The organism is Rhodococcus sp. HNM0563 (genome assembly GCF_012726195.1).
Lineage (GTDB): Bacteria > Actinomycetota > Actinomycetes > Mycobacteriales > Mycobacteriaceae > Rhodococcus.
Genome location: NZ_JAASAF010000001.1, coordinates 513,070 through 527,501, shown reverse-complemented (window position 1 = coordinate 527,501; position 14,432 = coordinate 513,070). Strand labels below are relative to the sequence as shown.

Annotated in this window: 12 protein-coding genes; 6 read left to right on the top strand and 6 right to left on the bottom strand. The window is 65.4% G+C overall.

The genetic code is table 11. From position 1 onward, the window contains the following. Positions 1-23: 23 nt before the first annotated feature. Positions 24-1,034 carry a lipoyl synthase gene (gene lipA, locus HCA61_RS02560; RefSeq protein ID WP_169686329.1) on the top strand — a complete coding sequence of 337 codons (1,011 nt, stop codon included), beginning with the start codon at positions 24-26 and terminating at the stop codon, positions 1,032-1,034. Positions 1,035-1,094: 60 nt separating this feature from the next. Then, positions 1,095-1,835, top strand: a complete 741-nt coding sequence (locus tag HCA61_RS02555) for a DUF4191 domain-containing protein (RefSeq protein ID WP_169686327.1) — start codon at positions 1,095-1,097, stop codon at positions 1,833-1,835. Positions 1,836-1,924: 89 nt separating this feature from the next. On the opposite strand, the gene HCA61_RS02550 is transcribed toward HCA61_RS02555, so the two are convergent. After that, on the bottom strand, positions 1,925-2,401 hold the full coding sequence (locus HCA61_RS02550; protein WP_169686325.1) for an RDD family protein: 477 nt from the start codon (positions 2,399-2,401) through the stop codon (positions 1,925-1,927). A gap of 213 nt (positions 2,402-2,614) precedes the next feature. Between HCA61_RS02550 and glnA the strand changes: the two genes are divergently transcribed. The 3 genes from glnA (at position 2,615) to HCA61_RS02535 (ending at position 6,082) form a co-directional block, all read left to right on the top strand. Further along, positions 2,615-4,051, top strand: coding sequence for a type I glutamate--ammonia ligase (glnA, locus tag HCA61_RS02545; protein ID WP_169686323.1), 1,437 nt, complete (start codon positions 2,615-2,617; stop codon positions 4,049-4,051). A 120-nt stretch (positions 4,052-4,171) separates the two neighbouring features. Further along, positions 4,172-5,485, top strand: coding sequence for a ClC family H(+)/Cl(-) exchange transporter (locus tag HCA61_RS02540; RefSeq protein WP_169686321.1), 1,314 nt, complete (start codon positions 4,172-4,174; stop codon positions 5,483-5,485). Positions 5,486-5,752: 267 nt separating this feature from the next. Beyond that, positions 5,753-6,082 carry a PASTA domain-containing protein gene (locus HCA61_RS02535; protein ID WP_169686319.1) on the top strand — a complete coding sequence of 110 codons (330 nt, stop codon included), beginning with the start codon at positions 5,753-5,755 and terminating at the stop codon, positions 6,080-6,082. An 88-nt stretch (positions 6,083-6,170) separates the two neighbouring features. On the opposite strand, the gene HCA61_RS02530 is transcribed toward HCA61_RS02535, so the two are convergent. The 3 genes from HCA61_RS02530 to HCA61_RS02520 form a co-directional block, all read right to left on the bottom strand. Continuing rightward, complete coding sequence (locus HCA61_RS02530; protein WP_169686317.1) at positions 6,171-7,280, bottom strand: LLM class flavin-dependent oxidoreductase; 1,110 nt, start codon at positions 7,278-7,280, stop codon at positions 6,171-6,173. After that, on the bottom strand, positions 7,280-8,134 hold the full coding sequence (thiM, locus tag HCA61_RS02525) for a hydroxyethylthiazole kinase (protein ID WP_169686315.1): 855 nt from the start codon (positions 8,132-8,134) through the stop codon (positions 7,280-7,282). Before thiM ends, HCA61_RS02530 begins: the two co-directional genes overlap by 1 nt. An 88-nt stretch (positions 8,135-8,222) precedes the next feature. Next, positions 8,223-9,170, bottom strand: coding sequence for a rhodanese-like domain-containing protein (locus HCA61_RS02520; RefSeq protein WP_169686313.1), 948 nt, complete (start codon positions 9,168-9,170; stop codon positions 8,223-8,225). 97 nt (positions 9,171-9,267) lie between these two features. Between HCA61_RS02520 and HCA61_RS02515 the strand changes: the two genes are divergently transcribed. After that, a complete protein-coding gene (locus tag HCA61_RS02515; protein ID WP_169686311.1) occupies positions 9,268-9,957 on the top strand; it encodes a GntR family transcriptional regulator in 690 nt (229 codons plus the stop codon). A gap of 18 nt (positions 9,958-9,975) precedes the next feature. On the opposite strand, the gene HCA61_RS02510 is transcribed toward HCA61_RS02515, so the two are convergent. Beyond that, positions 9,976-13,005: a bifunctional [glutamine synthetase] adenylyltransferase/[glutamine synthetase]-adenylyl-L-tyrosine phosphorylase gene (locus HCA61_RS02510; protein WP_169686310.1), complete on the bottom strand. Its 3,030-nt coding sequence runs from the start codon at positions 13,003-13,005 to the stop codon at positions 9,976-9,978. Between the two features lie 5 nt (positions 13,006-13,010). Beyond that, entirely contained in the window at positions 13,011-14,348 is a 1,338-nt protein-coding gene (locus HCA61_RS02505) for a glutamine synthetase family protein (protein WP_169686308.1), read from the bottom strand. Positions 14,349-14,432 lie beyond the last annotated feature (84 nt).

Below are 14,432 nucleotides of genomic sequence, written 5' to 3'. Positions count from 1 at the left end.
TGCTCGGGCGTACCATCGATGGCGTGACTGTCGCCCCAGAAGGACGCAAGCTGCTGCGGATCGAGACCCGGAACGCGCAGACGCCCATCGAACGTAAGCCCAATTGGATCAAGACCCGAGCCAAGATGGGTCCGGAGTACACCGAGCTGAAAGGCCTCGTGCGGCGTGAAGGCCTGCACACGGTCTGCGAGGAGGCCGGGTGTCCCAACATCTACGAATGCTGGGAAGACCGCGAAGCCACCTTCCTCATCGGTGGTGAGCAGTGCACCCGTCGCTGCGACTTCTGCCAGATCGATACGGGCAAGCCTGCCGCCCTCGACCGTGACGAGCCGCGTCGCGTCGCCGAATCGGTGCAGTCGATGGGATTGCGCTACTCGACGATCACCGGCGTCGCGCGCGACGATCTCCCGGACGGCGGCGCGTGGCTGTACGCGGAGACCGTCCGGAAGATTCACGAGCTCAACCCCGGAACCGGCGTCGAGAATCTGATTCCGGACTTCAACGGCAAGCCCGAACTGCTGCAGGAAGTCTTCGAGTCGCGGCCCGAGGTTCTCGCACACAATGTCGAGACCGTCCCGCGCATCTTCAAGCGGATCCGTCCCGCATTCCGCTACCAACGGTCCCTCGACGTGATCACTGCGGCGCGCGAGTTCGGACTCGTCACCAAGTCCAACCTGATTCTCGGTATGGGTGAGACGCCGGACGAGGTCACCGAAGCCCTGCACGACCTGCACAGCGCAGGCTGCGACATCATCACGATCACGCAGTACCTGCGCCCGTCGCCGCGGCATCATCCTGTCGAGCGCTGGGTCAAGCCCGAGGAGTTCGTTGCTCACTCGGAGACCGCCGAGAGGATCGGCTTCGCCGGCGTGATGGCGGGGCCGCTCGTGCGGTCGTCGTATCGCGCGGGCCGGCTGTATGCCCAGGCGATGGCCCACCACGGCCGCGAACTTCCTGCCGGTCAGGCGCATCTGGCTCAGGAGGGCTCGGCAAGCCAGGAAGCCAGCTCGGTTCTAGCCCGCTTCGGCAGCTAGAAACCGGGACTGTACCCGCGGTGGCAAGCGGTCCATCGCGGGGAAAGTATCCTGGTAGGCATGGCGAAGGGCAGCAAGACCGACAAGGAAGCGAAGGCAGCGGCGAAAGCCGCTCGCAAGCAGGCATCGAAGGAGCGTCGCACACAGCTGTGGCAGGCCTTCCAGATCCAGCGCAAGGAAGACAAGGCGCTTCTGCCGTGGATGATCGGCGCTCTCGTTGCATCGATCGTCGTATTCTTCGTGATCGGGCTGATCTTCGGCATCGAGTGGTTCCTGCTGCCGATCGGCATCCTCGTCGGTGTGCTCGCAGCGTTCATCATCTTCGGCCGTCGCGTTCAGAAGTCCGTTTACAAGAAGGCCGACGGGCAAGCCGGCGCAGCAGCGTGGGCACTCGACAATCTCCAGGGTGCATGGCGTGTCTCACAGGCCGTGGCAGGTACCACCCAGCTCGACGCACTGCATCGAGTGATCGGCCGTCCGGGGGTCATCCTCGTCGGTGAAGGCAACCCGGGCCGGATCAAGCCCCTGATGGCGCAGGAGAAGAAGCGTGTTGCGCGCCTCATCGGCGACACTCCGATCTACGAGTTCACCGTCGGCAACGAAGAAGGCCAGGTTCCGCTTGCACAGCTGCAGAAGCAGTTGAACAAGCTTCCGCGCAACATCGATACCAAACGGATGGATGCAATCGAAGGCCGTTTGTCGGCGCTGAGCACCAAGAAGAGTGGTCCGGCGATGCCGAAGGGTCCGCTGCCTGCGGGCGCGAAGATGCGGAGCGTCCAGCGCACTATGCGCCGCCGCTGAACCACAGTGTCCGAACGGCTGAGGGCCGTCGTCCCGATCGGGACGACGGCCCTCAGCCGTTGCAGGAACCCAGCCGTTGCAGGAAGAGGTCAGCGCGAACGCACGAGCGCGGTGCCGGTCGCGCGGTCCTGCAAGCCTCTGCCGTCGATGTCGTTGACCAGAGCGGGAGCAATGAAGACGAGCAGGACCTGTCGCGCAAGGGCCCGAATCAACCCGACGCGGACGGGCGCATCCACGCGCACCACCTGGAGCCCGGCGATGAACTGCCCCGGCGTGAACGAGAACAACGTCACTGTGACGATGCCGACGCCACACCAGATGAGAAGCGTGTACGCCGACAGCGATGGGCTCTCGAGCGGGTTGTCGCCCACCAGCACCATCGCGATCGCCATCGACGAGAACCAGTCGATGGCCAGCGCGAGGACGCGTCTCGCAGAGGAGACGAGCGAACCCGGACCGTGTTCAGGTAGTCCGAGCCACTCCCCGGGATACTTCTGTTCCCCAGCCTGTCCCGGAGGAAGGGCCGCCGAGGGGCCCGATAGCCAACTACCCGTCATCCGCGCCATGGGTCCAGGATAGTCTGGTACGTGCGGACCAGGGCAGACCCATGCACCCGTCGGTGACCTCTACCACGTTCCAGGGTCCTCACACCAGGGCAACCTGATGTGTAACACCGGCGAAACATAGGTTTGACGACCGGGCAACACCGGGTCAATACGGTCTGATCCGACGCAGGCGCCCAGCACCAAATGGCGCGCACCGACTGAAGGAGCACAAGCGTGGCGTTCACCACGGCCGAAGAGGTCATCAAGTTCATCGCGGACGAAAACGTCGAGTATGTCGATGTCCGCTTCACTGACCTGCCCGGCATCGAACAGCACTTCTCCATTCCGGCGAAGGCATTCAACCAGGATGTTTTCGAAGACGGATTGGCATTCGACGGATCGTCCGTCCGCGGATTTCAGTCGATCCACGAGTCCGACATGTTGCTCCTTCCCGACGTGACCACTGCGCGCCTGGACCCCTTCCGCGCAGCCAAGACGCTGAACATCAGCTTCTTCGTCCACGACCCGTTCACCCGCGAGTCCTACAGCCGCGACCCGCGTAACGTCGCCCGGAAGGCCGAGGAGTACCTGCTCAGCACCGGCATCGCCGACACCGCATTCTTCGGAGCCGAGGCGGAGTTCTACATCTTCGACTCGGTCCGCTACGACTCCGCGATGAACGGCTCGTTCTACGAGGTGGACTCCATCTCGGGTGGCTGGAACACCGGCGCCGAGTACAACGCCGACGGTTCCGCCAACCGCGGCTACAAGGTCCGCGCGAAGGGTGGTTACTTCCCCGTCGCTCCTTACGACCACTACGTCGATCTCCGTGACGCCATCTCCACCAACCTGACCAATGCGGGCTTCGAGCTCGAGCGCGGCCACCACGAGGTCGGCACCGGAGGCCAGGCGGAGATCAACTACAAGTTCAACACGCTGCTGTCGGCTGCCGACGACCTGCAACTGTTCAAGTACATCGTCAAGAACACCGCGTGGCAGCACGGCAAGACCGCGACCTTCATGCCGAAGCCGCTCTTCGGCGACAACGGCTCGGGCATGCACGTGCACCAGTCTCTGTGGAAGGACGGCAAGCCCCTGTTCCACGACGAGGCCGGCTATGCGGGCCTGTCGGATCTCGCGCGCTGGTACATCGGCGGCATCCTGCACCATGCACCGTCGCTGCTCGCGTTCACGAACCCGACGATCAACTCCTACCACCGCCTCGTGCCGGGCTACGAAGCCCCCATCAACCTCGTGTACAGCCAGCGCAACCGTTCGGCGGCAGTGCGTATCCCGATCACGGGCAACAACCCGAAGGCCAAGCGTCTCGAGTTCCGGGCCCCCGACTCCTCGGGTAACCCGTACCTGAACTTCGCAGCGCAGATGATGGCCGGCCTCGACGGCATCAAGAACAAGATCGAGCCGCTCGCGCCGGTCGACAAGGATCTCTACGAGCTTCCGCCGGAGGAGGCCAAGAACATCCCGCAGGCTCCGACGTCGCTCCCCGCGGTCATCGACCGTCTCGAGGCGGACCACGAGTACCTCACCGAGGGCGGCGTATTCACCACCGACCTGATCGAGACCTGGATCTCGCTCAAGCGCGAGCAGGAGATCGCTCCGGTCAACCTGCGTCCGCACCCCTACGAGTTCCAGCTGTACTTCGACTGCTGAGTCTCGTCACTGCTCCGAAACCGGTCCGCGCGCCCTCGATTGGGTGAGCGGACCGGTTTCGTTTCGTGGCCTGCCGATTCCGGCTCCACCAACTCGATCGAGCGAGTTGAATGGCACTCGATGGAGAACCCGGAGGCGCGTTCCGCGGCGTGCCGCGAACTGCTCGTGATCTGCGCAGTGGCGACGATCGCCGGCGCGGTGATCGGGTTCGTCGGAGGAGCCTTCCGGTGGTGCCTGCGAGTCGCGGACCGATGGCGGGGCGACGTCCTCGACTGGTCCGCCTCGCTGCCCGGGCCCGATTGGCTGGTTCCCATGGCCGTCACCGCTCTGTGTGCAATGACCGCCGCGCTCATCGTCAGGCGTGTCCCTCTCGCCTCTGGAAGCGGCATCCAGCACGTGGAGGCAGTGGAACGCGGCGAGGCTACGCCGCCACCGCTTCGGGTGGTGCCCGCCAGATTCGTCGGAGGTGTGCTCTCGATCGGTTCCGGACTCGTTCTCGGCCGAGAAGGCCCGATCGTGCACATGGGTGCGGCGGTCGGTTCCGAGACGGCGCGACGGGCGCGCATGGATGACGATCACATCCGCGCGATGCACAACGCGGTGGCGGGCGCCGGACTGGCAGTCGCTTTCAACGCCCCGGTCGGGGGTGCCTTGTTCGTCTTCGAAGAGGTGACCCGAGTGTTCCGGTTCCGGACGGTCGTCCCCGTCCTGCTGTCGGTCGGCGCCGGAGTCGCGTGCTCACGTCTGATACTCGGGGATCGACCGGATTTCGATGTCGAGACGCTCGGCACACCGTCGATCACCCTGCTGCCGGTGTTCTTGGTCTTCGGTCTTCTGACCGGGATACTCGGAGCGGCTTACAACCGCGTGGTGGTCGGATCACTCGATCTCGTCGATGCGGTGCAGGCTCTGCCGCCCGCATGGAAGGCCGCACTGATCGGCGCCGGGATAGGGTTGCTCGCCTCACTCGCACCGCTCGCTGCAGGCGGCGGCGATGCGATCTCACAGCACGTGCTGGCCGGCGGCGCCCTCACACTTCCGCTCGTTTGCTGGTACGTCGTGATGCGTTTCTTCGCCGGTCCGCTGTCGTATGCGGCAGGAACCCCGGGCGGACTGTTCGCACCACTGCTCGCACTCGGCGCGCTGTGGGGCTTCCTGTACGCGCGCATCGTGGAAGCGGTTGTCCCCGTGATCGATTCATCGATCGCGATTCCGATGGCGATCGTGGGGATGTCGGCACTGTTCAGCGCCTCCGTGCGGGCACCGCTCACCGGAATCGCTCTCGTCGTCGAGATGACCGCTACCACGAGTGTCACCGTCCCCATGCTTATCGCGTCGGCGGCAGCGGTGATCGTTGCGCATCTCGCCGGTGTCGCCCCGATCTACGACAGCTTGCGCGAGCGGATGCTCGCAACCCCTACAACGCCCGGGTAAGAACGCTGCGCGAGAGTCGCACCCGGGCCCGGACTTGCACACGCGCGTACAGTTGGTGATGTACGACACAGTTGGCCGACGTTGCGACACAACTGTCGACGATGCGCTGATCACCCGCCTGCCGCGGACGATGAGTCGGGGCACGAACGTGCCGGGAGGAATGCCGCGCATCCGGTCGACGGGCGCTGAGCCGCCCGCCGTCCGCCGATCACCGGGCATGCCCGGGCAGAGCACTCCATACCGACCTGTCTCCGAAAGGAGGCCGTCATGCGTACGACCATCTCGGCCGCGGCGTGTGCAGCCGCCGGCGCCCTGCTTCTGAGTCCCCTCGCGGCGGGAATTGCAACGGCACAGTCAGCCCCGAACACTGTCGGAATGTCCCAGGACCAAGCGGCTGCCGCGTTGGACGAGGCAGGCGTGCCGTGGCACATCGTCAGCCGGTCCGGCAGCACACTCCAGGAATGCACAGTGACCGAGCAACGCGACCTGGGCTATGACACCGAGACCGAGAGCGAATGGGATTCCGATAAACAAGAGTGGAAGGACGTGACGGTCGACGTCTGGCGCGGTGTCGGACTGATCATCGTGTGCAACTGAGACGAGAACGACCCGAAGTATGCGCTGGAATCCGAGCGCGTCCGGGGGCCGCTGACGAACAACCGACAAGGCTTCGCCCGCAGGGCTCTCAGAGTTCGCGAAACCTCGGAATCAACTGCTCGGCAACCTGCTTCGCCTCGTCGATGAGCGGCCAGCCCGCAAGGATGAGACTGGTCAGTCCGGTCTTGTCACGTAGAGCACCGACGTGTCCGGTGATCTCGTCCGGCGTGCCCACGTAGTAGACCGCCGATGACCCTGTCGCAAAGATGTCGAGTGGGGACCACGCGGTGATACCTGCGTACAGGCCGTCGCCGAGATACAGGTCCTCGGGTTCGGGCAGCTTACCTGCGTTGAGAGTGTCCACCCAGCCCTGACGCTGCGCGTCGCGGGCGGTGAACGTCCTCAGATCCTGTTGTCCGTGTGTACGTCGACGAACCGCGTTGTTCAGCACGTCACTGATCCGGTCGATCCCGGCATCCACGAACAACGATCGGAACCTGTCGAGCGCTTCGGCCCGCGTCGGCCGCACGATGACGCCTGACAGCGCCCCGAAGTCTGTGTATTCACGTCCTTCCGCAGCCGCGGAGTCGCGAGCCGCTGTGAACTTCGCATCGACGAACGCCGTCTCACGCAACATGATCAGGTAGGCGTCGAGAACCTTACCGGCGTTCTCGAGCCCGGCCTGCGAATCACCGGTCCCCCACAGCGGTACCGTATGCCCACCGGCGGGCGGGTCGATGCGCAACGGCGTGTTGGGAAAGTTGGATTCTGTCCCTTCCGCGTAGAAACGGCGGAAGTCGGCCCAGTACTGCTCGCCGAGTTCGTAGCGCCGATCGTGCTCCACGAGCATGTCGTACTTCGTCAGAATGTTCTCGCGACCGTTCACGGAGTTGATCATCAAACGGCCACCGCTGAATGCGTCGAAGGTGAGCGCCTTCTCGGCGAGCAACCGAGCGGGTGTCATGTTGGCGTACACGGCGACGAGAAATTTCATTCGGCTGGTGTGCGCGGCCGCCCAGGTTGCCGAGATGAACGGGTCGTTCGGCCACGTCGCGACGAGCGCCCCGTCGAAGCCGCCGTCGTCGATGGTCCTGGCGAGCTCGATCTGGCGCTGCCCGTCGACGGGAAACAATCCGCCGGGACTCCACGGATAATCGCCGTCGGCCTGGGTGAGGTACCAGAATGTCTTGATGCCCATCAGTTCTCGTCCTTCTTCGGCAGTTCGAATGGCTCGATACGGGCGCATCGGCGCAATGTGTCGGCGTCGACGGTGTAGAGCGCGTCGAGGTAGGCCACCGCGAACGAACCAGGACCACTCGAATTCTGCTCGGCGATCTCGGCTGCGACGGCAACGTGCGCGTGCGCCGCGGCCAGACCGATCAGCGAAGTAGGAGCGATCGCGAGGTAGGCGGCGACGAGTCCACCGAGCGAGCATCCGGTGGACGTCACGCGCGGCAGCATGGCACTTCCGCCTGCGACACGCAGTCCGGTGGCAGCACCGTCACTGCCGCGACCCACCAGGTAGTCGACAGGTCCCGACGCGGACACCGCGTCGGAGTAGTCGAGCAGGGCGAGCGCGGCCGGGATCGCTGTCGCAGTTTCGTCTGCGCTGTCGACACCACGAGTGTCGCCGCCGAGGCCTGCGAGCGCGATGATCTCGGAGGCGTTGCCACGGATCGCGGTGGGTCGGTAGGTGAGCAGATCCGCGGCGAGTCCGGTACGCCATGGCAACCCTCCGACACCGACCGGGTCGAGCACCCACGGGGTCCCCGCGTCGTGCGCCGCCTCGGCAGCGGCGGTGAACGCAACGGCGGTTCCGTCATCGGGTGTGCCGAGGTTGACCAGTACTCCGCCCGCGATCCGCGCGAAGCCACCTGCCTCGTGGACGTTGTCGATGTGCACGTTGCTGGCACCCGCCGCGAGCAGAACATTGGTCAGGAAGTTCGCGGACACGATGTTGGTCAACGACTGCACCAGCGGGGTTCGTGCACGTAACGCATCGAGGGCATCAGCGAGGTCGTCGAGTGTCGGCGCGTTCGTCGTGGAGCTCATGAGGTTCCTGTCACAGAGGTGTCGGGGAGGGCCGGATGTTCGAGTGGGCACGCACGCTGGGCGGGACATCGCGAGTCGAGATATCGCATCAGGTGTTTCCTTCCTCATCCGAGATCATCGGCAGCGCCGGATCGGCAGTCCACTCGGCGAGAGAGCCGTCGTACACCGCGACGTCGTCGCGACCTGCCTGCACCAGAGCGAGCGCCACCAGGCACGCAGACACACCACCGCCGCAGTAGACGATCAGGGGGCTATCCGACTCGGCCGACACAGTCTCCGACAGGACTGCCAGTTCCGCGCGAGGGCGCAGCACTCCCCCGCCGAGGAGGCTCTTGGCAGGAAGGTTCCGACTGCCGGGAATCCGTCCGCGTCGCGCATAACGGGTCGTTGCGGTGCCCGCGAAGTGCTCGGGATCGAGTGCGCAGAGCAACGTTCCCGCCGCCCGGCCCGCACTGACTTCGAGAACGTCGTCTCGGTCCCGCCACAGGCCGTGGTCGGTGATGTTCACCGGGTTCACCGCCGCAGGCGGCGCCGACAGATCCGAGGAGAGCGGAAGTCCGAGATCGGTCCAGCGTGCGAGCCCGCCGTCGAGGACTCGCGCGGGAACACCGATGTTGCGCAGCATCCACCACACCCGTGACGCCCAGGTCATCTCACCGGCGTCGTACACCACGATGTCGGTGCCCTTGCCGACACCGATGCGGGCGAGTGCGGCAGCCAGATGCTCGGGTTCCGGTCGCGTGAAGTGCAGCGGAGCCCCCGACGCACTGAACTCGCCGAGTAGATCGATGTGCACGGAGTTCGGGATGTGCGCATCCGCCCAGGTGGCGTACCCGGATTCTGGGCGGTAGTCGCCGTCGAACCGCGGTTTCGGAAACGACACGGTGGCATCGAGCACCACGACAGCCGCGAGGTCGCGCGCAAGGTCCTCGGCGGCGACCACTGCATTGTCGCCCCAGGAATCATTGTCGCCCCAGGAATCATTGTCGCCCCGGGAATCGCGGCCCCGTATCACCCCCGGCTTCTCCTCGATCATGTCAGCGACGCTAAACGACGAATAACGTATACGCAAGTATTCGCTCGTTGACGATGGCATAATCTCCGAAGACACCGAACCCGAGGACAGGAGTGCGATGCCCGACCGGGACACCACAACCGACCTGATCGGCTCATTGCTCGGCGAGCTTCCCACCGGACGCGACGATCAGACGTCGAAGCAGTACCTACGGCTGCGCGCCGACATCCTCGCAGGCAAATTCCCGAGCGGCGCCGCACTGCACGAAACCCAGCTCAGTGAGACCTACGGCGCCTCGCGCACCCCGATTCGGGAAGCCCTGAACTGGCTCGCCCACGACGGGTTGCTCGAGCGCGCCACCCGCGGGTTCCGGGTTCGGTCGGGTACCCCCGAGGACGTCATAGAGATCTACGCCGCCCGCGTAGCCCTCGAATCCGAAGCTGCGGGAGCAGCAGCAACCCGGCACACCGAGCTCGACCTCGCGCGGCTCGAACAGCTCCACGCATTCTGTTGCTCGGCCTCCGACGACACCGACGTCCGAGCCGGTAACTTCCGATTCCACGAAGCTCTGTGGCAGGCCGCGCACAATGCCACCATCACTGCGCTTCTCATCCGGCTGACCACTCAACTGCGGATCTACGATTCGGGCCCACCCTCGACCTACGGCGAACCCGACGTCCTCAACCACGAGCACGACCTCATCCTGACCGCGCTGCGAGCGCGCGACGAGGCGGCCGCCCGCGAGCACATGCGCGCACACCTCGAACGCAGCCGAGAACTTCGCATCAAGATGTTCGCCAGCGGGTGAAGACGAAGAACGAAAGAGTCAGTGCCCGTTCGTTTCCCCGCCGAACACCCGCTCGACGACGCCACGCGCACGACGCGTGACCCGTAGGTAGTTGTCGAGGAACTCTGACGCGTCATCGCTGTGTTCGCCCGCAGCGCTCGCCACGGCCGCAAGCTGGCGCCCCGGGCCAGGAAGCTGATCGCTCGGCTTTCCCCGCACCAGGACGAGAGCATTGCGGGCGCGGGTCGCGGTGATCCACGCGTCCCGGAGCAGATCGACGTCAGCTGCGCTGATGAGTTCGGCCGCACCGATCGCATCGAGCGTCTCGAGTGTCGACGTGTTGCGCAACGAACCGATCTCGTGCGCATGCTGGAGCTGCAACAACTGCACGGTCCATTCGACGTCGGACAGTCCGCCGCGACCCAGTTTCGTATGGGTCGCAGGGTCGGCGCCGCGCGGAAGCCGCTCGGAATCCATCCGAGCCTTGATCCGGCGGATCTCCCGCACCGCCTCCTGAGTGACCCCGCCTTCGGGGTAGCGGACGCGGTCGATCATGTGGAGGAATCGCAGCCCGAGATCGGGATCGCCCGCGACCGTGTGGGCACGCAGCAACGCTTGAACCTCCCACGCTTCTGCCCACTGCGCGTAATAGGCCTCGTACGACTTGAGCGTGCGCACCAGCGCGCCGCTACGCCCCTCCGGACGCAGGTCCAGATCGACTTCGAGTGGCGGGTCGGTGCTCGGCGCCCCCAGAAGTTTGCGAACCTGCTCGGCGATGGAGACCGCCCATTTCACTGCGACGGTCTCGTCGGCATCGGGCAGCGGTTCACAGACGAACAGCACGTCGGCATCGGATCCATAGCCGAGTTCCGCACCGCCGAGCCGGCCCATACCGATCACCGCGATGCGTGCCGGCGCCGGTCCCTTCGTGCGCACGGATCCTCGGATCACCGCGGCCAGTGCCGCCTCCAGGACTGCCGACCAGACGGACGAGAGCGCTTCGCACACCTCGGGAACCGAGAGCATCCCGAGGAGATCGGCGCTCGCGATCCGCGCGAGCTCCGCCCGACGCAAGGAACGTGCCGCCGCGATCGCCCGCGCCGGATCGTCGTATCGCGACGACGACGTCACGATCGCTCTCTTCACCTCGGCGGGTTTGGCCTCGAGAAGGCGTGGCCCCGTGGAGGCGTCGGCGTAGAGGCGGATGACGTCCGGTGACTTGATGAGCAGCTCGGGTACATACGCCGACGTACCCAGCACCTTCATCAGACGTTCCGCGACCGACGGCTCGTCTCTCAGCACCCGCAGGAACCACACTGTGTCGTACAACGCGTCGGACAGGCGCCGGTAGGCGAGCAGACCGCCATCCGGATCGACTGTCTCACCGAGAGATTCGAGCAGTTGAGGAAGCAGGAGGGCTTGGATCCTCGCCTTGCGTGAAGCCCCGCCGGACAGCGCGGTGAGGTGTTCGAGGGCGTGCTCCGGTGCCGTGTAGCCCAGGGCCGCGAGCTGCCGCACAGCCGCATCCGGCGACAACCGCACCGCGTCCTTGTCGAGCCGGGTCACCGACTCGAGCAGCGGGCGATAGAACAATCGTGCATGGAGCCTGCGGATCCGTGCGGAGTTGCGTTTGATCTCGGATTGGAGGACGCCGAGCGAATCGTTCCGTCCGTCCGGCCGCATGTGCGCCGCCCGCGCGAGCCAGCGCAGGTTCTCACGGTCATCGGGAGGGGGCAGCGTGTGAGTGCGCTTGAGTCGCTGCAGCTGAAGGCGGTGCTCGAGCAATCGGAGGAACTCGTAGGACGCGCGCAGATTCGCGGCGTCATCACGCCCGACGTATCCGCCGTCGGCGAGGGCGGACAATGCCTCCACGGTGTTGGGCACGCGCAACGATTCGTCGGTGCGTCCGTGGACCATCTGCAGCAGTTGGACGGCGAATTCGACGTCGCGCAGGCTGCCCTTCCCGAGTTTGAGTTCGCGCTCCCGCAGATCCGCGGGGACGAGCGCCTCGACCCGCCTGCGCATGGCCTGCACCTCCGGCACGAAGTCGTCGCGCTCCGATGCCGTCCATACCAATGGGCTCAAGGCTTCGACGTAACGGCGGCCCAGGTCGAGGTCGCCGGTCATCGGCCGTGCTTTGAGGAGCGCCTGGAACTCCCATGTCTTGGCCCACCTGTTGTAGTAGGCCACATGGGATTCGAGGGTGCGCACCAATTCGCCGCGTTTACCCTCCGGCCGCAGCGCAGCATCGACTTCGAAGAACGCCGACGTTCCGATACGCATCATCTCGCCTGCGATACGGCTGGCTCGCGCGTCGGCAGGCTCGGCGACGAAGATCACGTCGACGTCGCTGACGTAATTGAGTTCGCGCGCACCGCATTTGCCCATCGCGATGACCGCGATGTCATTGGGGCACGGTCCGTCCGGGACGACAGTGGCGAACGCCACCGCGAGTGCGGCCGTCAATGCGGCGTCGGCGAGGTCGGCGAGCCTCTCCCCCACCTCGAGATACGGCACGACAGGTTCGTTCTCGACCGTCGCAGCGAGATCCGCTGCGGCGATGAGCATCAGCTGATCGCGATACGTCGTCCGCAGTGCAGCAACCGCGTCCGGGCCTGTGATTCCCGCTCGGTGGACGAGCCGGTTGGCGCGCCCCCCGGTCTCGGGGACCGACTCGACACAGTCGAGCATGCGGACCGTGAAGGTGTGCCGGTCCGGCAGCTCGAGCGGACCGGCAAGCATCCGCCACCGATCAGGATGCGCGACCACGTGGTCGCCGAAGGCCGCCGAGGACCCGAAAAGGGCGAGCAGTCGACCCCGCAGGCTCTTGTCCGTGCGCAACGTCGCGTCGAGTTCGGCCCATCCCTGAGGTCCGAGCACGTCGGCGAGACGGCTCATCGTCCGCAACGCGAGGTCGGCGTTGGGCGCCCGGGACAACGCCCACATCAATTCGATGCTCTCGACGTCCGTCCATCCCAGTTGCGCCAGCTCGTCGGCAGCGGTGGGTTCGACGAGACCGAGTCGACCGGGACCGGGTACGGCAGAGCGCGCAGGGGGCGGCTTCACCATGGCGCCTACAACCCCAGGTACTGCTCGAGTTCGAACGGGGTCACCTGACTCCGGTAGTTCTCCCATTCCCGCCACTTGTTGCGCAGGAAGTAGTCGAACACGTGCTCACCGAGGGTCTCGGCCACCAGCTCCGAATTCTCCATCTCGCGCAACGCGATGTCGAGATCGGTCGGCAGTTCCTTGTATCCCATGGCGCGGCGTTCGGCACCGGTCAAGGCCCACACGTCGTCCTCGGCCTCGGGAGCGAGCGTGTAGCCCTTCTCGATACCACGCAGACCTGCCGCGACGAGCACGGCGAACGCAAGGTACGGATTGCAGGCCGAGTCGGGAGTGCGGATCTCGACTCGGCGCGATGACGCCTTGTTCGGGGTGTACATCGGAACACGGACGAGCGCCGACCGGTTGGATGGCCCCCAGCATGCCGCGGTGGGCGCTTCACCGCCGTGCACGATGCGCTTGTAGGAGTTGACCCACTGATTGGTCACCGCGCTGATCTCGGGAGCATGCTCGAGAATACCCGCGATGAACGCCTTGCCCGTCGCCGAGAGCTGCAACGGGTCGTCGGGATCGTGGAACGCATTGGTCTCGCCCTCGAACAGCGACATGTGGGTGTGCATGGCCGATCCCGCGTGCTGTTGGAAAGGCTTGGGCATGAACGTTGCTCGCACGCCTTCCGCCATGGCGATCTCCTTGACCACATAGCGGAAAGTCATCACGTTGTCGGCCATCGACAGCGCGTCGGCGTACCGCAGGTCGATCTCCTGTTGCCCGGGCGCGGTCTCGTGATGACTGAACTCGACGGAGATTCCCATCGACTCGAGGGCGTCGATGGCATGGCGGCGGAAATGCGGCGCGGAACGGTGCACCGACTGGTCGAAGTAGCCGCCGTCGTCGGCCGGAACGGGCGGGGCGCCCGGTTCGCCGTTCTCGACGAGGAAGAACTCGATCTCGGGATGCACGTAGCAGCTGAAACCCAGATCTCCGGCCTTGTTGAGCTGACGACGCAGCACGTGGCGCGGGTCGGCCCAGCTCGGCGTGCCACCCGGCATGGTGATGTCGCAGAACATGCGAGCCGAGTACTGGTGTCCCCGGTCGTCGGTCCAGGGCAGCACCTGGAAGGTCGTGGCATCGGGGCGCGCGACCATGTCCGCCTCGGAAATGCGGGAGAAACCCTCGATGGCCGAACCGTCGAAGCCGATGCCCTCTTCGAAGGCACCCTCGAGTTCGGCCGGGGCGATCGCCACGGATTTGAGGGTCCCGACGACGTCGGTGAACCACAGGCGCACGAACCGAATGTCGCGCTCTTCGAGGGTGCGGAGCACGAACTCCTTCTGGCGATCCATATCGGCGAGCGTAGGCATGATCCGTTAATTCCGTGTTACATCCGCCGTTCCCATCTGTGGCGTGTCGATCACACCGGCGTCGAG

Bases quoted from the DNA above. Each gene is read 5' to 3' on its own strand.
- HCA61_RS02535 (WP_169686319.1), top strand. From the start codon at position 5,753: ATGCGTACGACCATCTCGGCCGCGGCGTGTGCAGCCGCCGGCGCCCTG.
- HCA61_RS02505 (WP_169686308.1), bottom strand. From the start codon at position 14,348: ATGGATCGCCAGAAGGAGTTCGTGCTCCGCACCCTCGAAGAGCGCGAC.
- HCA61_RS02515 (WP_169686311.1), top strand. From the start codon at position 9,268: ATGCCCGACCGGGACACCACAACCGACCTGATCGGCTCATTGCTCGGC.
- HCA61_RS02510 (WP_169686310.1), bottom strand. From the start codon at position 13,005: ATGGTGAAGCCGCCCCCTGCGCGCTCTGCCGTACCCGGTCCCGGTCGA.
- HCA61_RS02530 (WP_169686317.1), bottom strand. From the start codon at position 7,280: ATGGGCATCAAGACATTCTGGTACCTCACCCAGGCCGACGGCGATTAT.
- HCA61_RS02550 (WP_169686325.1), bottom strand. From the start codon at position 2,401: ATGGCGCGGATGACGGGTAGTTGGCTATCGGGCCCCTCGGCGGCCCTT.
- thiM (WP_169686315.1), bottom strand. From the start codon at position 8,134: ATGAGCTCCACGACGAACGCGCCGACACTCGACGACCTCGCTGATGCC.
- HCA61_RS02540 (WP_169686321.1), top strand. From the start codon at position 4,172: ATGGAGAACCCGGAGGCGCGTTCCGCGGCGTGCCGCGAACTGCTCGTG.
- HCA61_RS02520 (WP_169686313.1), bottom strand. From the start codon at position 9,170: ATGATCGAGGAGAAGCCGGGGGTGATACGGGGCCGCGATTCCCGGGGC.
- HCA61_RS02555 (WP_169686327.1), top strand. From the start codon at position 1,095: ATGGCGAAGGGCAGCAAGACCGACAAGGAAGCGAAGGCAGCGGCGAAA.